Raw genomic sequence first — 16,609 nt, 5'->3', positions numbered from 1 at the left:
TACGAGCAGAACCCCGATGCAACCTTGGTCGCGGGCGCAACAGATGTTGGACTATGGGTGACCAAGCAATTGCGTGATCTGCCCAAGGTCGCCTTTTTGAACCGCCTGACGGAATTGCAGCAGATCGAGCTGTCCGATCACGAGATCCGCATTGGCGCGGGCGTCACCATGACCCGTCTGCTGCCGGTGCTGCGTCAATATCATCCGTCCTATGCCGAGATGGTGCGCCGCTATGCCAGCCATCAGGTGCGCAATGCCGCAACGATTGGCGGCAATGTCGCCAATGGCTCGCCCATCGGGGACAATCCGCCCGCGCTGATCGCGCTGGGGGCGACGTTGCATCTGCGCCAAGGGGCCCAGCGCCGCCAGATGCCGATCGAGGATTTCTTTATCGCCTATGGCAAGCAAGACCGCCGCGGCGGCGAATTTGTCGAGGCGATCACCATTCCGACCAAGGCCCCTGCCCTGCGGGTCTATAAGCTGTCGAAACGCTTTGATCAGGATATCTCGGCCGTTTGCGCCGCGTTCAATGTGACGGTCGAGGATGGCGTGGTGAGCGAAGCCCGCATCGCCTTTGGCGGTATGGCCGCGACGCCCAAACGCGCGAGCCATGTGGAGGGCGCGCTGATCGGCAAGGCTTGGGCCGATGCAGCCCAAGCCGCCGCCCTATTGGCGCAGGATTATCAACCGCTGACCGATATGCGCGCCAGCGCCGCCTATCGCTTGCAAGCGGCTGAGGGTCTGTTCCTGCGCTATATCGACGATATCAACGGCAAACCCGCCCATGTGCTGGAGGTCTCGGCATGAGCGTCGCGAAATCCCTGCCCCATGATGCCGCCACCCTGCATGTGACCGGCAAGGCGCGCTATACGGACGATATCCCGGCACCGCGCGATGCGCTGCATCTGGCCTTTGGCCTATCCACGATTGCGCGCGGCAGCATCTTGTCGATGGATCTGACCGCCGTGCGCGCCGCCCCCGGCGTGGTGCAGGTCATCACGGTGGATGATCTGCCCTTTGACAATGATGTCAGCCCCGGCTGGCATGACGAGCCGCTTCTGGCGACCGGCCGCGTGAACCATATCGGCCAGCCCCTGTTCATCGTCGTCGCCACCAGCCACCTCGCCGCCCGCAAGGCGGCGCGCAAGGCCAAGGTCGAATATCAGGCGGAAGAGCCGATCCTGACGATTGAACAGGCCCTCGCCGCTGACAGCCGGTTCGAAAAGGCGGCGATGGTCTGGACCAAGGGCGATGCCCCTGCCGCGCTGCAAACCGCGCCGCATCGACTGACCGGCAGCCTGAGCATGGGCGGGCAGGAACACTTTTACCTTGAAGGTCAGGTCGCGATGGCTTGGCCGCAGGAAAATGGCGATATGCTGGTCAACTGCTCGACCCAGCACCCGTCCGAGATCCAGCATAAGGTGGCCGAAGCGCTTGGCACCCATATGCATGGCGTCCGGGTCGAGACGCGCCGCATGGGGGGCGGGTTTGGCGGCAAGGAAAGTCAGGGCAATGCGCTGGCCGTCGCCTGCGCCATTGCGGCCCGCGCCACGGGTCGCGTCTGCCGAATGCGCTATGACCGCGACGACGATATGATGATCACCGGCAAACGCCATGATTTCCGGATCGATTATACCGTCGGCTATGACGACACCGGCCGCATTCTGGCGATTGATGTCACACATTACACCCGCTGCGGCTGGGCGCAGGATCTGTCCCTGGCGGTGGCGGACCGCGCCATGCTGCATGCGGAAAACGCCTATCTGATCGCGGATATGCGCATCACCTCGCACCGGCTGAAGACGAATATGCAATCTGCGACGGCCTATCGCGGCTTTGGCGGGCCGCAGGGCCTGTTCGGGATGGAGCAGATCATCGCCCATCTGTCGCATACGACCGGCATCGACGCGATCACCCTGCGCCGCCGGAACTATTACCAGCCGATGGAGGCTGCGGGGGTGGATAACACCACGCCTTACGGGATGCAGGTCACAGACTTCATCTTGCAGGACATGACCGACCGTCTGATGACGACGTCCGATTACGCCAGCCGCCGCGCGGCGGTCGATGAGTGGAACGCCCAGAATGACCGGTTGAAAAAGGGCCTTGCGTTCTCGCCGGTGAAGTTCGGGATTTCCTTTACCGCGACCCAGTTCAATCAGGCCGGATCGCTGGTGCATATCTATCAAGACGGCTCGGTCTCGCTGAACCACGGCGGCACGGAAATGGGACAGGGCCTGTTCCAAAAGGTCGCACAAATTGCGGCGAAATCTTTGGGGATCGACATTGATCGCATCCGCATTACCGCAACCGATACGGCAAAGGTGCCGAACACCTCGGCCACGGCCGCCTCGTCCGGCTCTGACCTGAACGGCGCCGCAACCCATATCGCCTGCGAGACGCTGCGCACCCGCATGGCCGAGGCGCTTGGCCCCCTCTATCAAACCAACCCCACCGATGTGCGTTTCGTTGACGATCAGGTGCATTTCACCGGCCAAAGCATCACATTCCCCGAGGCCGCCCGCATCTGCTATAACCAGCGTGTCGCGCTCTCGGCGACGGGCCACTATAAAACGCCCGACATCTCGTGGGATCGGATCAAGGGTCAGGGCCGCGCCTTTTACTACTTCGCCTATGGCTGCGCCGTGACCGAGGTGGTGCTGGACACGTTGACCGGCGAGAACCGCATCCTGCGCGCCGATATCTTGCATGACACCGGCGCCTCGCTGAACCCTGTGATTGATATCGGTCAGATCGAGGGGGCCTATGTCCAAGGCGCAGGCTGGCTGACGACCGAGGAACTGGTCTGGGACGACAAAGGGATGCTGCGCACGCATGCCCCTTCGACCTATAAAATTCCGGCCTGTTCGGATCGCCCGCGCATCTTCAATGTGGATCTGGTGAACCGCCCCGCGCCGCTGCCGACGATCTATCGGTCAAAGGCCGTGGGCGAGCCGCCCTTCATGCACGGGATATCTGCCTTCCTTGCGCTGCAGGACGCGGTTTGCGCCTGCGGCCCGACATGGCCTGAATTACGCGCACCCGCGACGGCCGAAGCGATCCTGACCGCGATAGGTCGCACAAGGTCATGAGCCTTGATCTTGCAGCGCTGACGCGCGCTGTCGCCCAGCACCTGCGCCTTGTGCGGGTGCTGGTGCTGAAACATGCAGGCTCGGTCCCGCGCGAAACCGGCACCAGTATGCTGGTCACCACAAACGGGCTAGAGGGCACTATCGGCGGCGGCCGTCTCGAGGACGAGGCGATCCGCGCCGCCCGCGCCCTGCTGGCCGAGGATGCCGCCCCGCGCCTGCAAACCTATCCCCTTGGCCCCCGCCTTGGCCAATGTTGCGGCGGGTCGGTTACCCTGCTGTATGAGGTCTTTACCGCGCAAAATCTGCCCAGCGCCCTGCCCTATGCGCGCCCGATTGACCCCGCCGCCCCGCCGCCCGCGCAGCTTACTCCCCTGCCAGATGGCACGCCGCGCATAGAGGCTGGCTGGATCATCGAGGGGCCACCCCCGCAAAACCGCCCGCTGTGGCTGTTCGGCGCGGGCCATGTCGGGCGGGCGATTGTCAGCATCCTCGCACCGCTGAACGACCGGCAGATCACTTGGGTCGATACCAGCGCGGATCGCTTTCCTGATACGCCCGCCAATGTCACGCCGCTGATCGCCGCTGATCCCGCGCGGGTGGTGCCCTATGCGCCCGCCCATGCCGATCATCTGATCATGACCTATTCGCATGATTTCGACTTTGCCCTGTGCCATGCATTGCTGTCACACGGCTTTCACAGCGCAGGTCTGATCGGGTCGGATACGAAATGGATTCGCTTTCAGCGTCGCCTTGCAACGCTCGGTCATAGCGACGCCCAAATTCAGCGCATTACCTGCCCAATTGGCGATCCCGCTTTAGGGAAACCGCCACAAGCCATTGCGATAGGCGTGGTTTACGCTTTACTGAAAGGTAAAGAATTGCAGTCGCAATAGCGGGGGGCGCTTGTGAGTGATGTGCTGCTGGGGCTTTCAGGCCTGACCAAGGCCTATCCGGGTGTGGTTGCCAATCGCGACATTTCCTTTCAGATCGCCAAGGGCGAGGTGCATGCCCTGCTGGGGGAAAACGGCGCGGGCAAATCGACACTGGTGAAAACCATCTATGGCCTTGTCCGCCCCGATAGCGGCACGATGCAGCTCGATGGCAAACCCTATCACCCGGCCGAGCCACGCGCCGCCCGCGCTGCGGGTGTCGCGATGGTGTTCCAGCATTTTTCCCTGTTCGAGGCGCTGACCGTCGCCGAGAACGTCGCCCTCGGCATGGAAAACCCGCCGCCGATGGCCGCACTTGCCCAGCGCATCACCGAGATTTCCAACGCCTACGGCCTGCCCCTGTCGCCCGAACGCACCGTCGGCGATCTCTCGGCGGGCGAGCGGCAGCGCGTCGAGATTATCCGCTGCCTGCTGCAAGACCCGCAATTGCTGATCATGGATGAGCCGACCTCGGTCCTGACACCGCAAGAGGTCAGCACGCTGTTCGAAACCCTGCGCCGCCTGCGGGCCGAGGGGCGATCGATCCTTTATATCTCGCATAAGCTCGAGGAAATCCGCGCCATCTGCGACAGCGCCACCGTGCTGCGTCATGGCGAGGTGGTCGGCAGTTGCGATCCGCGCACCACATCCGCCCGCGATATGGCGGAAATGATGGTCGGCGCCAGCCTGCAAACCCCCAGCCGCGCGCCGGTGCTCGCAGGTGAAATAGCGCTCGAGCTGAAGAGCCTCTCGCTGCCCTCACCCCGCGCCTTTGGCACCCCTTTGCATAACGTCTCGCTGATCCTGCGGCGGGGCGAGATTCTGGGTATCGGCGGCGTTGCCGGCAATGGTCAGGATGAATTGCTGCTGGCCCTGTCGGGCGAGATGCGCAGCCCCGCCGGGATGATCTGGCTGAACGGCAGTGATGTCGGCACCTCGCGCCCGAATGATCGCCGCAAACTGGGCCTGCTGGCCGCGCCCGAGGAACGCCTGGGCCACGCCGCCGCCCCCGATATGAGCCTGTCGGAAAACGCGCTGCTGACCGGCGCTTTGCGTGAAAAGCTGGTCGATGGCGGCTTTATCAACTGGGCCAAGACCACCGCCTTTGCCCGCCGCATTATCGAGACATTTGACGTGCGCACCCCCGGCCCCCATGTCGCGGCGCGCGCGCTGTCGGGCGGCAATCTGCAAAAATTCGTGGTCGGGCGCGAGATTTTACAAAACCCCGCCGTGCTGGTGGTGAACCAACCCACTTGGGGCGTCGATGCCGCAGCCGCGGCCGCGATCCGGCAGGCGTTGCTGGATCTGGCAGCACGGGGCGCGGCTGTGGTGGTTGTCAGCCAGGATCTGGACGAATTGATGGAAATTTCCGACCGTTTCGCGGCGCTGAACGCAGGCCACCTGTCCGAGGCGCGCGATGCGCGCGGCCTGGGTATTGACGATATCGGCCTGATGCTGGGCGGCGCAAAAGCCGAGGTGGCGGCATGATCCGTCTGGAAAAGCGCCCGACCCATTCGCATGTCTGGACCTGGGCCACGCCGCTGATCGCCGTGTTGGCCACGATGATTGCGGGCGGGCTGATGTTTATGCTGCTGGGTAAAGATCCCTTTGCCACGCTGCGCACCATCTTTTGGGACCCGCTGTTCGGCCAGCACGCCAGCTATTATCGCGGGCAATTGCTGATCAAGGCGGGGCCGCTGATCCTGATCGCGGTCGGCCTCTCGTTCGGCTTTCGCGCCGGCATCTGGAATATCGGGGCCGAGGGGCAATATATCGTTGGCGCCATTTGTGGCGCGGCGGTGGCGCTGGCGTTCTATCCGGCGGCGGGGTGGTATATTTTCCCGCTGATGGTGATCGCAGGCGCGCTAGGTGGCATGGCCTGGGGCCTGATCCCCGGCATCTTGCGCGTCAGATATGGCGCCAGCGAAACGCTGGTCTCACTGATGCTGGTCTATGTTGCCGAACGTCTGGTGGCGCAAATGGCACTGGGTGCGATGCGCAACCCCGAAGGCATGGGGATGCCGGGCTCGCGCGTGATCTCGCGCTATCCCGCTGCCGCCAATACCGAAATTTTCGCCGGCACCGGGATGCATTGGGGCGTTGTAGCCGCGCTGATCGCGGTGATCGTCGCCTATGTCGCCCTCAGCCGCCATATGTTCGGCTTTAACATCCGCCTTGCGGGTCAAAGCCCGCGCGCCGCCGCGTTTTCTGGCGTGCAGCCGGGCAAATTGATCCTGATCTGCACCGGCCTGTCGGGCGCACTTGCGGGACTTGCGGGTATGTTCGAAGTCGCCGGCCCCGCCGGGCGCATCTCGATCGACTTTGGCGTGGGGTACGGATTTACCGCGATTATCGTGGCTTTCCTTGGGCGGTTGCATCCTGTCGGCATACTGCTCGCGGGCCTCTTGCTCGCGCTGACTTATATTGGCGGCGAATCCGCGCAAACGGCCATCGGCCTGCCCGCTGCCGCAATCCAGATGTTCCAAGGCATGCTGCTGTTCTTCTTGCTGGCCTTTGATGTGCTGACCAATTACCGCCTGCGCCTTGCGCGGCCAAAAGCCAAAGAGGTGGCATAATGGATCTGTCGGCAATCAATCCGGTTCTGCTGATCGCCTCGTTGATGGTGGCCTCGACCCCGATCCTGCTGGCGGCGATTGGTGAGTTGGTGGTGGAGAAGGCCGGAGTCCTGAACCTCGGGGTCGAGGGGATGATGATCACCGGCGCGATCTGCGGCTTCATCGCCGCCCATCATAGCCAATCGGTCACGCTGGGCTATATCGGCGCGGCGGCGGGGGGTGCAGCGCTGGCACTGGTGTTTGCGCTGCTGACGCAATTCCTGCTGTCAAACCAAGTGGCCACCGGCCTTGCCCTGACCCTGTTCGGGCTTGGCTTTGCCTCGCTGGCGGGTCAGGGGTATAACGGGATCAAGGCCCCGACTAGCTATCGCCTTGATATCCCGGTGATATCTGATCTGCCAGTGATTGGCCCGATCCTGTTCAGCCATGATATCATGGTCTATGTCTCGCTGCTGCTGTGCCTGGGCGTGTGGATTTTCCTGAACCGCACCCGCGCCGGTCTGATCCTGCGCGCCGTGGGCGAGAACCACGACGCCGCCCATGCTTTGGGATATAAAGTTGTGCTGGTGCGCTGCCTTGCGATCTTGTTCGGCGGCGCCTGCGCGGGCCTTGGCGGCGCTTACCTCAGCCTCGTGCGGGTGCCGCAATGGACCGACGGGCTGACGGCGGGTGCGGGCTGGATCGCCCTTGCCATCGTCGTTTTCGCCAGCTGGCGGCCAGATCGCCTGCTGATCGGTGCCTATCTGTTTGGGGGCATCACCGTGCTGCAGATCAACCTGCAACTGGCGCGCGTGCCGGTGCCCGTCTCGCTGCTGGCGATGGCGCCCTATATCGTCACCATCCTTGCCCTTGTCCTGATCTCGCGCGGGCGGCGTAGCAGCGCCAGCCCGGCCATGATCGGCCGCCCCTTTCACGCAACGCAATAAACGTCCAACAACGGAGAGAGAGAATGCTTTTGAAACGCAGAACGCTTCTGGCCTCGGGTGCCGCTGCCGCAGTTCTGGCGGGCCTTGGCCTGCCCGCCCGCGCCCAAGCGCCGGTGAAAGTCGGCTTTATCTATGTCGGCCCGATTGGCGATGGTGGCTGGACGTTCCAGCATGAACAGGGACGCCTGGCCCTGCTGGAATATTTCGGCACCGCGATCGAAACCGTCTATCAAGAAAGCGTCCCCGAAGGCGCGGATGCCGAGCGTGCGATCACCCAGATGGCGCTGGCCGGCTGCAAGCTGATCTTCACCACCTCGTTCGGCTATATGGAAGCGACCATGGCGGTCGCGGCGCAATTCCCCGATATCTATTTCGAACATTGCACCGGCTATATGCGTGCGGAAAACGTCGCCACCTATGATGCCCGTTTCTATGAGGGCCGCGCGGTTATGGCGACCATCGCAGGCCGCATGACCCAGACGAATAAGATCGGCTATATCGGCTCTTTCCCGATCCCCGAGGTTATTCAGGGCATCAACTCGACCTATATCCACGCCAAAAAAGTGAATCCGGATATCGAGCTGGTCGTCGCTTGGGCCTATTCGTGGTTCGACCCGGCGGTCGAGGCAGATGCCGCAACCGCGATGATCGAACAGGGCGTCGATGTGATCTTGCAGCACACCGATTCGACCGCACCGCAGGCCGCAGCCCAAACCAAAGGCGGCATCGTCACCTTTGGCCAGGCCTCGGATATGTCGGCTTTTGCCCCCTTCCCGCGCGTCTCGGCGATTATCGACAACTGGGCGCCCTATTATATCAAGCGCGTGCAGGCCGTGATTGACGGCACATGGGAATCGACCGCAACCTGGGGCGGTATCGCCGAGGGTGAAGTCGGCATTGGCGAGATCACCGACGCTGTTCCCGCCGAGGTCAAGGCCGAGGCCGAGGCTCTGCGCGATGCCATCGCCGCTGGCACCTACCACCCCTTCACCGGCCCGTTGAACCGTCAAGACGGCTCGGCCTGGCTGGCCGAGGGCGAGACCGCCAGCGACGAAGACCTGCTGTCGATGGGCTTCTATGTCGAAGGTATCACGGCGCAAATCCCGTCCTAAGCGGCATTGATGGCCCGCCCGATTGTGGCGGGCCATCCCTATTTCGGCTTCCTCTACTGCAAGGCGCTTTCCTCTGGCGCGCCATGATGGCAAAATACCCCCATCAGGCAGGGCGGCTTTATGAAGACAGTGACATCCATCAGCATTTTGATGCAGATCGCGGCGCTTGCCCTGTGTCTGGCGCTGCCTGCCGCCGCCCAAGACAGCGATATTCCCAGCCCTCCGCCGCGCCCCGACGCAAGTGCACCAGCGCAAGACGCTGATGCCGATGCAATTGCCGCCGCAGTTGCAGGCGCGGCCCCTGTCGAGGCACCCGTCGCGGCACCGGCCGAGCCACCCCCGCCGCCGCCCACCCCTGCCAGCGGCACGCCCGAGCCGCCCGAGCCTACCGGCCCGCAGCTGGGCGCATCGACCAACCTGCCGGTACCGCGTTATGTGTCCCTGCGCAGCAACGAGGTGAATGTGCGGCGCGGCCCCGCCTCGTCGCAGCGCGTCGATTGGGTCTTCCACCGCGCGGGCCTGCCGGTGCAGATCACGGGTGAATATGAACACTGGCGGCGCATCATCGACCGCGACGGCGAAGGCGGCTGGGTGCATTACGCCCTGCTGTCGGGCAATCGCACCGTAATCGTCCAAGCCGAGCTGCTGCCTGTCTTGGCCCAACCCGAGGCGAATGCCCCCGTCATCGCCCAGTTCGAGAACGGCGTGATCGCGGATCTGGATGAATGCCGCCCCGATTGGTGCCGCATTGGCGCGGGCGGCTATCGCGGCTGGGTGATGAAATCCGCACTGTGGGGCGTCGATCCCACCGAGATCAGAAACTAGGTCTGCCATGTCAAAATCTGACGATAACAACCGGTTGAACCTTTCCGCCGGTGTGCTTTCGGTATCAGTGGCCAGCCTATTGGTGCTGGGCAAGCTATGGGCGCTGCAAGCGACGGGCGCGCTGTCGATTGCGGCAACGCTGGCCGATTCCGCGCTGGATCTGCTGATGTCGCTGGGCGGGCTGATCGCCATTGCCTATGCCGCCAAACCTGCGGACAAAGATCACCATTTTGGCCATACCGCGGTCGAGGATCTGACCGCGCTCGCCCAATCTTTGGTCATCACAGCCTCGGCGGTGCTGATCGCTCTGGCCGCGATCCGCCGCATGGCGGCGGGCGATACCGATGTGATCGGCGCGCAGGGGATCGGGATGGTCATCATGGTGCTGTCGATCGTGCTGACCTTGGGACTGGTTGCATGGCAGCGCCATGTCGCGCGGCGCACCGGCAGCCGCGTCGTCGCGGCGGATTCGCTGCATTATATCGGTGATCTGATCCCCAATATCGGCGCGCTGATCGCGCTTGCGGTCTCGGCCCTTTGGGGGATCGGCGCCGTCGACAGTGTGATCGCGCTGTTGGCCGCAGGGTTGATGCTGCGCGGAGCGGCCAAGATCGGCAAACAGGCCTGGGACGCGCTGATGGATCGCAGCGCCCCACCAGATGTCATTGCAACAATCGAAGGCGTCGCGCGCGATTTCGATGGCATTATCGGCTATCACGACCTGAAAACCCGCACCTCGGGCAGCCGCATCTTTGTCACCTTGCATATCGAGATGGACGGCAACCAGACCCTGTTCGCAGCCCATCGCACCAGCGCCGCCCTGCGCCGCGCGATTGTCCGCGCACTGCCCAATGCCGATGTGATGATCCACAAAGACCCATTTGGCGCCCCGCCCCATCCCGACGACGAACGCCAGCAGTAGCGCTTGTCATTGCCGCCAAGCCCCCGTTACTGTGCTGAAAACAACCCTGCGGAGCGTATGATGAAAGCCTTGTTCACCAGCCTTGGACTCGCCCTGATTGCAACCGCCGGCGCGGCGCAGACCCTGCCTGACCTGCAAGGGCGCGAGATTACCGTCGCCACCGAAAACGCCTACCCACCGCTGCAATTCGTCGGCCCCGATGGCGCGGCGATCGGCTGGGAATATGATGCGATGGACGAGATCGCCAAGCGTCTGAACCTGACCGTCACCTATGGCAATATCAGCTGGGATGCGATGATCCCCGCCGTATCCGAAGGGCAGTTCGACATTGGCATGACCGGTATCACCATCCGCGAAGACCGTATGGAAATGGTCGATTTTTCTGACCCTTACCTGACATCGCAAATGCTGATGATCGTGCGCGGCGATGAAGACCGCTTTGTCGATGCGGCCAGCTTTGCCGCCAATCCCGATCTGCTGATGTCCGCCCAGCCCGGCACCACGCCCTTTTACGTCGGCGTCTATGACGTGCTGGACGGCGATGAGGCAAACCCGCGCATCGTGAAATTCGAAACCTTTGGCGCGGGCCTTGCGGCGCTGCGCACGGGCGATGTGGATCTGGCGCTGTCGGATTCGACCGCCGCACATGGCTATGTGAACACCTCGGACGGCGCGCTGAAAATCATTGGCGAGCCGCTGGGGACCGAAGATTTCGGCTTTATCTTTCCCAAAGGCTCGGACCTTGTGACCGCGATCAATGCCGCCATCGCCAGTATGGAGGCCGATGGCACGCTGGATGCCCTCAGCACCAAATGGTTCTTTGAATACGGCCAAGGCGAATAAATCCAATCGATCCCATGCGCCGCGCCAAATCAGACAAGGATTTTCCCTATTGGCTCGTCATCCTCGGGGTGACGGGCCTTTGGCTGTTCTGGCGCGTCGCCACGGACGATGTTTATGCGGGCGTCCTCAATACCCTGTCGCGCGGCCTTGGCGTCACGATCATGGTGACCCTGATCGCGTTTTCAGGGGGGCGGTGCTGGGCCTTGGCCTTGCGCTGGCGCAATTGTCGCGCAGCCTGATCCTGCGCCAAGCCGCGCGACTGTATGTCGAGGTGATGCGCGGCGTGCCGATCATGGTGCTGCTGCTTTACGTCGCCTTTGTCGGCGTGCCGGGGATGGTAGCGCTGTGGAACGGGCTGACAGGCTGGACGGGGATCGAGCCCCTGCGCACCCGCGATGTGCCGCTGCTGTGGCGCGCGATCATCGCGCTGCTGCTGGCCTATGCCAGCTTTCTGGCCGAGGTCTTTCGCGCCGGCATCCTGTCGGTCGAGGTCGGCCAGATCGAGGCTGCAAAGGCCCTTGGCCTTGGCCGCTGGCATATCTTTCGCCATATCGTCTGGCCGCAGGCCATGCGCAACGTGCTGCCGCCCCTTGGCAATGATTTTGTCGCGATGGTGAAGGACAGCTCGCTTGTCTCGGTGCTGGGCGTGACCGATATTACACAATTGGCAAAGCTGACCTCAGCCTCGAATTTTCGGTATTTTGAAACCTATAATGTCGTCGCGCTGATCTATCTGACGGTGACGATTGGCCTGTCGCTGGCCCTGCGGCGGCTGGAAGAACGCCTGCGCGCCCGCGATCAGCGCTAGGCCCCTATGAAAGGATATCAGATGACAAATCCGCTGCTCGGCCCATGGCGCGCGCCCTATGACCTGCCGCCTTATGATCTGATTTCGGACGCCGATTACGCCCCGGCGATTGATGCCGCGCTGGACACCGCCCGCGCCACTGTCGCCGCGATCGCGGATAACTCCGCCGCGCCAACATTCGCCAACACGATCGCCGCGCTGGAGATGGCGGACGAGCAGCTGGGCCGCGTCCTTTCCGCCTTTTACACCGTCGCAGGTGCCGATTCGAACCCCGCGCGCGAGGCGCTGCAGCGCGATCTGGCGCCGAAGCTCTCGGCCTATAGCTCTGAGATCAGCAGCAACAAGGCCCTGTTCCAGCGCATCGACCAGCTTTGGACCGATAAGGACGCCCTGAACCTGTCGGACGAGGAAGAACGCGTCCTGATGCTGACCCGTCGCGGTTTCGTCCGCAGCGGCGCGGGCCTATCCGGTGCGGCCGAGGCCGAGATGAAAGACGTGAAATCGCGTCTTGCCGTCCTTGGCACCACCTTTACCCAGAACCTGCTGGCGGACGAGCGCGAATGGTTCATGCCTGTGACCGAGGCTGACCTTGCGCCCCTGCCCGCCTTTTTGACCGCTGCCCTGCGCGCGGCTGGCGCCCAAAAGCAGGCGGACGGCCCCGTCGTGACGCTGGCCCGTTCGGTCATCACGCCATTCTTGCAATATTCGCCGAACCGCGCCCTGCGCCAGCGCGCCTATGAGGCCTATGTCGCGCGCGGCGCAAATGGCGGTGCGACCGACAACCGCGCCATTGCAGCCGAGACACTGGCCCTGCGCCAGATCCGCGCCCGCCTTTTGGGCTATGACACTTTTGCCGCCTTTAAGCTGGAAACCGAAATGGCGGGCAATGCGCAGAATGTGCGCCAATTGCTGCTGGATATCTGGGGCCCCGCCCGCAAAGCGGCACAAAGCGAGAGCACCGCACTGGAAGCCCTGCTGCACGCCGACGGCATCCAAGGCCCGCTCGAGGCGTGGGACTGGCACTATTATTCCGAAAAGCGCCGCCTTGCCGAGCATGATTTGGACGAAGCCGCGATTAAGCCCTATTTCCAGCTGGACCGCATGGTCGAGGCGGCTTTTGCCGTCGCCAACCGTCTGTTCGGGCTGGAATTCGAGGCGCTGGACACCCCCTTCTATCACCCAGATTGCCGCGTCTGGAAGGTCACGCGCGGCGGCGAATGGGTCGCGATCTTCGTGGGCGATTACTTCGCGCGCGGATCAAAACGCTCGGGCGCGTGGTGTTCGGCGATGCGGTCGCAAAGCCGGGTCGGCGGCGTCGCGCAGCGCCCCGTCGTGATGAATGTCTGCAACTTTGCCCCGCCCGAGGCAGGCCAGCCCGCGCTGCTGTCCTATGACGATGCGCGCACCTTGTTCCACGAATTCGGCCACGCCCTGCATCAGATGCTGTCGGATGTGACCTACGAAAGCATTTCCGGCACCTCGGTTGCGCGCGATTTTGTCGAGCTGCCCTCGCAGCTATATGAACACTGGCTGGAAGTGCCCGAAGTGCTGGCCGAATTCGCGACCCATGCCGAGACCGGCGAGGCGATGCCCGCAGCGTTGATCGAACGCCTGCTGGCCGCGCGCAACTATGGTCAGGGCTTCTCGACGGTCGAGATCGTCTCCTCGGCGCTGGTTGACCTCGAGTTCCACGACGGCCCCGCGCCGCAGGACCCGATGCAGAAACAGGCCGAGGTGCTGGAAAGCATCGGCATGCCCCATGCGATCCGGATGCGCCACGCCACGCCGCATTTCGCGCATGTGTTTTCGGGCGACGGCTATTCCAGCGGCTATTACAGCTATCTGTGGTCGGAAATGATGGACGCCGACGCATTCGACGCGTTCCTGGAATCGGGCGATCCGTTCGATCCGGCGACCGCCAAATCGCTGGAAGAGAACATCCTGTCAAAGGGTGGCTCTGCGGATGCGGCGGCGCTTTATACCCGTTTCCGTGGCCGTCTGCCGGGGGTCGAAAGCCTGCTGAAAGGGCGCGGTCTTATTTGACCGCCCCCATTCCGTGGCAGGTCGGGCAGGCCGGATCGGCTTTGGTGCGGATGATCCGCATATCGGCGTAAAGGGCGTCATAGATCATCAGACGCCCGCGCAGCCCCTCGCCCGCGCCGGTCAGCGCCTTGACGACTTCGGCGGCCATCATGGTGCCGATGATGCCGGGCAGCGGGCCGAACACGCCGACGACGGAGCAATCCTCGATCACCGGCGGCGCATGGGGAAAGACGCAGGTCAGACAGGGCCCGCCGCGCGCGGGATCGTAAAGGGAAACCTGCCCCTCCCACGTCGTCAGTGCGGCCGAGACCATCGGGATACCCGCCGCAACACAGGCCGCATTCAGCGCATTGCGCGTCGCAGTATCATCGCAGCAATCGATGGCCAAATCGTGCTGTGCCACCAGTTCTGCCGCATTTTGCGCTGAAAACCGCGTCTGCACCGTAGTCACATGGATATGCGGGTTCTGCGCGTTGATCGCGGCTTGCGCGGATGCGACCTTGGGCGTGCCGACACTGGCGGCGGTGTGGATGACTTGGCGCTGCAAATTCGTCGCCTCGACCAGATCGTCATCGACCACGGTGATCTGCCCCACCCCCGCCGCACCCAGATATTGCAGCACCGGAGAGCCGAGCCCCCCCGCGCCCACGATCAGCACACGCGCGCGCAGCAGCGCCTTTTGCCCCGGCCCGCCGATTTCGCGCAAGGTGATATGGCGGCCATAGCGCGCCACCTCATCCGGCGTGAAACGGCGGTCTGTCACTGCGACACCCCGGTCGAGCCATAGCCCCCCGCGCCGCGATCCGTTTGCGTCAACGCGGTGACCAGCTCGAACTGCGCCTGCACCACGGGGGCGACGATCATCTGCGCGATGCGATCACCGTGGGCAATGGTCACCGGCTGGTCGCCGCCATTCATGATGATGATGCCCAGATGGCCGCGATAATCCGAATCAATCGTGCCCGGCGCATTGGGCAGCATCAGCCCCTGTTTCAGTGCAAGGCCCGAGCGCATGCGGATCTGCACCTCGAATCCGGTCGGGATTTCAATCGCAAGCCCCGTGGGCACCAACGCGCGGCCCATCGGCGGCAGGGTCAGACCAATACCGCGCAAATCCGCGCCAAAGTTGGCGCGCAGATCCGCCCCAGCCGCGCCGGGTGTTTGATAGCTGGGCAGCGCCACCGCGTCGTCATAGCCATCAAGGCGGGTGAATTTGATCGTCAGGGTCATGCGTCGTCTTTCAGTAAAGTATCGGCAATGCGGCGCGCCAATTCTTTGGCAACCGCCGGTTTCGACATCCGCGGCAGGGCGGTCTCGCCCTCGGCCGTTATGATGGTGATTTCGTTTTCCGCCCCGCCCATAATGCCGGTCGCGGGCGAGACGTCATTGGCGACGATCCAATCCGCGCCTTTGCGCAGGCGCTTGGCGCGGGCATGGGCGATGACGTCATCCGTCTCGGCGGCAAAGCCCACGACCAACCTGGGGCGGCCCGCGGTCATATGGCCAACTTCGGCCAGAATATCGGGGTTTTCCGCAAAGTTTAGCTGCGGCAGTTGCCCCGCCACCTTCTTGATCTTGCTGGGCCCTGCGCCAACCACATGCCAATCGGCGACGGCGGCGGCAAAGACGCCCGCATCGGCGGGCAGCGCGGCCTGCACGGCGGCGCGCATCTGGCTGGCGGTCTCGACCCGCACCACATCGGCCCCTGCGGGGGGCGGCACCTCGGCGGGGCCAGTGATGAACGTCACCTTTGCCCCCAGATCCAGCAGCGCTTGGGCAATCGCCGTCCCCTGCGCACCCGAGGAACGGTTCGCGATATAGCGCACCGGGTCAATCGGCTCATGCGTCGGGCCAGAGGTGACCAGAATATGATTGCCGTCCAACGGCTTATCCGCCGGCTGCAGTGCATCGCTGATCGCGGCCAAAATCGCCAAAGGCTCGGCCATGCGGCCCGGCCCAAACTCGCCGCAGGCCATCGCGCCATCGTCGGGGCCAATGCGCAAAACGCCGTCTGCCTCAAGCGTGCGCAGGTTGCGCTGGGTCGCGGGATGGTCCCACATCCGCACATTCATCGCGGGCGCCATCAGCACGCGCTTATCCGTCGCCAGTAGCAGTGTCGAGGCAAGGTCATTCGCCATGCCTTGCGCCATTTTCGCCATCAGATCGGCAGTGGCGGGCACAACAACAACCAGATCGGCGGCGCGAGACAGTTGGATATGGCCGATTTCGGCCTCATGCGTCAGGTCGAACAGATCTTGGTGGACGGCGGTATTCGCGAGCGCCGAGACAGACAAGGGCGTCACGAATTCCGCGCCCGCACGGGTCAGGACGGGCACGACCTCGACCCCTTGGCCGCGCAGCAGGCGGATCAGCTCCAGCGCCTTATAGGCCGCAATGCCGCCGCCGATGATCATCAAGATACGCTTGCCAACCAGCACTTTGGCCTCGCTTTCCATGCGTCTGTTGGCGGTTAAACTATGCGCTTCATCGCCCCGCTACAATGGCGCATCCCCATAGACAGCTTGCCCGCAGT

Annotated in this window: 14 protein-coding genes and 1 pseudogene (1 of these 15 running past the window's edge); 12 read left to right on the top strand and 3 right to left on the bottom strand. The window is 63.4% G+C overall.

The window, feature by feature from the left end; all coding sequences use genetic code 11:
- From KVU_RS13790 to KVU_RS13735, 12 genes and pseudogenes are all read left to right on the top strand, one after another.
- Positions 1 to 807: the 3' portion of a xanthine dehydrogenase small subunit gene (locus KVU_RS13790; RefSeq protein WP_044007991.1), read on the top strand. It extends 528 nt beyond the left edge of the window; only the last 807 of its 1,335 coding nucleotides appear in the window; the start codon falls outside the window, past its left edge; the stop codon is at positions 805 to 807.
- A complete protein-coding gene (gene xdhB / locus KVU_RS13785) occupies positions 804 to 3,092 on the top strand; it encodes a xanthine dehydrogenase molybdopterin binding subunit (protein ID WP_013383093.1) in 2,289 nt (762 codons plus the stop codon). The genes KVU_RS13790 and xdhB overlap by 4 nt, the downstream gene beginning before the upstream one ends.
- Complete coding sequence (xdhC, locus tag KVU_RS13780) at positions 3,089 to 3,985, top strand: xanthine dehydrogenase accessory protein XdhC (RefSeq protein ID WP_014538138.1); 897 nt, start codon at positions 3,089 to 3,091, stop codon at positions 3,983 to 3,985. Before xdhB ends, xdhC begins: the two co-directional genes overlap by 4 nt.
- A 12-nt stretch (positions 3,986 to 3,997) precedes the next feature.
- Positions 3,998 to 5,509 (top strand): ABC transporter ATP-binding protein, encoded by a 1,512-nt coding sequence (locus KVU_RS13775; protein ID WP_013383091.1) that lies wholly within the window; start codon positions 3,998 to 4,000, stop codon positions 5,507 to 5,509.
- On the top strand, positions 5,506 to 6,597 hold the full coding sequence (locus KVU_RS13770; RefSeq protein WP_014538137.1) for an ABC transporter permease: 1,092 nt from the start codon (positions 5,506 to 5,508) through the stop codon (positions 6,595 to 6,597). Before KVU_RS13775 ends, KVU_RS13770 begins: the two co-directional genes overlap by 4 nt.
- The gene (locus KVU_RS13765) at positions 6,597 to 7,523 is read left to right on the top strand and encodes an ABC transporter permease (RefSeq protein ID WP_014538136.1); all 927 of its coding nucleotides are present in this window, start codon (positions 6,597 to 6,599) and stop codon (positions 7,521 to 7,523) included. The genes KVU_RS13770 and KVU_RS13765 overlap by 1 nt, the downstream gene beginning before the upstream one ends.
- 29 nt (positions 7,524 to 7,552) lie before the next feature.
- On the top strand, positions 7,553 to 8,635 hold the full coding sequence (locus tag KVU_RS13760; protein ID WP_044008106.1) for a BMP family ABC transporter substrate-binding protein: 1,083 nt from the start codon (positions 7,553 to 7,555) through the stop codon (positions 8,633 to 8,635).
- Between the two features lie 120 nt (positions 8,636 to 8,755).
- On the top strand, positions 8,756 to 9,460 hold the full coding sequence (locus KVU_RS13755) for an SH3 domain-containing protein (protein WP_013383088.1): 705 nt from the start codon (positions 8,756 to 8,758) through the stop codon (positions 9,458 to 9,460).
- Between the two features lie 7 nt (positions 9,461 to 9,467).
- The gene (locus tag KVU_RS13750; protein ID WP_013383087.1) at positions 9,468 to 10,382 is read left to right on the top strand and encodes a cation diffusion facilitator family transporter; all 915 of its coding nucleotides are present in this window, start codon (positions 9,468 to 9,470) and stop codon (positions 10,380 to 10,382) included.
- A gap of 57 nt (positions 10,383 to 10,439) precedes the next feature.
- Positions 10,440 to 11,225, top strand: coding sequence for a transporter substrate-binding domain-containing protein (locus KVU_RS13745; protein WP_013383086.1), 786 nt, complete (start codon positions 10,440 to 10,442; stop codon positions 11,223 to 11,225).
- 14 nt (positions 11,226 to 11,239) lie between these two features.
- Positions 11,240 to 12,033, top strand: a pseudogene (locus tag KVU_RS13740) (amino acid ABC transporter permease).
- Between the two features lie 21 nt (positions 12,034 to 12,054).
- Positions 12,055 to 14,076, top strand: coding sequence for a M3 family metallopeptidase (locus KVU_RS13735; protein WP_014538135.1), 2,022 nt, complete (start codon positions 12,055 to 12,057; stop codon positions 14,074 to 14,076).
- Here the strand turns inward: KVU_RS13735 and KVU_RS13730 are convergent.
- Genes KVU_RS13730 through coaBC form a run of 3 tightly spaced genes read right to left on the bottom strand, consistent with a single transcriptional unit; the run spans position 14,069 to position 16,514 of the window.
- The gene (locus KVU_RS13730; RefSeq protein WP_014538134.1) at positions 14,069 to 14,839 is read right to left on the bottom strand and encodes a HesA/MoeB/ThiF family protein; all 771 of its coding nucleotides are present in this window, start codon (positions 14,837 to 14,839) and stop codon (positions 14,069 to 14,071) included. The genes KVU_RS13735 and KVU_RS13730 overlap by 8 nt on opposite strands.
- Entirely contained in the window at positions 14,836 to 15,306 is a 471-nt protein-coding gene (gene dut, locus KVU_RS13725) for a dUTP diphosphatase (RefSeq protein WP_013383081.1), read from the bottom strand. The genes KVU_RS13730 and dut overlap by 4 nt, the downstream gene beginning before the upstream one ends.
- Positions 15,303 to 16,514, bottom strand: a complete 1,212-nt coding sequence (gene coaBC / locus KVU_RS13720) for a bifunctional phosphopantothenoylcysteine decarboxylase/phosphopantothenate--cysteine ligase CoaBC (RefSeq protein ID WP_060486293.1) — start codon at positions 16,512 to 16,514, stop codon at positions 15,303 to 15,305. Before coaBC ends, dut begins: the two co-directional genes overlap by 4 nt.
- Between the last annotated feature and the right edge of the window lie 95 nt (positions 16,515 to 16,609).

This window comes from Ketogulonicigenium vulgare WSH-001, assembly GCF_000223375.1.
In the GTDB taxonomy this organism is placed as follows: domain Bacteria; phylum Pseudomonadota; class Alphaproteobacteria; order Rhodobacterales; family Rhodobacteraceae; genus Ketogulonicigenium; species Ketogulonicigenium vulgare.
The sequence above is the reverse complement of the archived record's forward strand: the minus strand, read 5'-3'. Positions and strand labels throughout refer to the sequence as shown.

Coding starts and splice junctions, on each gene's coding strand:
- xdhB (WP_013383093.1), top strand. CDS start 804: ATGAGCGTCGCGAAATCCCTGCCCCATGATGCCGCCACCCTGCATGTG.
- xdhC (WP_014538138.1), top strand. CDS start 3,089: ATGAGCCTTGATCTTGCAGCGCTGACGCGCGCTGTCGCCCAGCACCTG.
- KVU_RS13770 (WP_014538137.1), top strand. CDS start 5,506: ATGATCCGTCTGGAAAAGCGCCCGACCCATTCGCATGTCTGGACCTGG.
- KVU_RS13765 (WP_014538136.1), top strand. CDS start 6,597: ATGGATCTGTCGGCAATCAATCCGGTTCTGCTGATCGCCTCGTTGATG.
- KVU_RS13755 (WP_013383088.1), top strand. CDS start 8,756: ATGAAGACAGTGACATCCATCAGCATTTTGATGCAGATCGCGGCGCTT.
- KVU_RS13750 (WP_013383087.1), top strand. CDS start 9,468: ATGTCAAAATCTGACGATAACAACCGGTTGAACCTTTCCGCCGGTGTG.
- KVU_RS13745 (WP_013383086.1), top strand. CDS start 10,440: ATGATGAAAGCCTTGTTCACCAGCCTTGGACTCGCCCTGATTGCAACC.
- KVU_RS13735 (WP_014538135.1), top strand. CDS start 12,055: ATGACAAATCCGCTGCTCGGCCCATGGCGCGCGCCCTATGACCTGCCG.
- dut (WP_013383081.1), bottom strand. CDS start 15,306: ATGACCCTGACGATCAAATTCACCCGCCTTGATGGCTATGACGACGCG.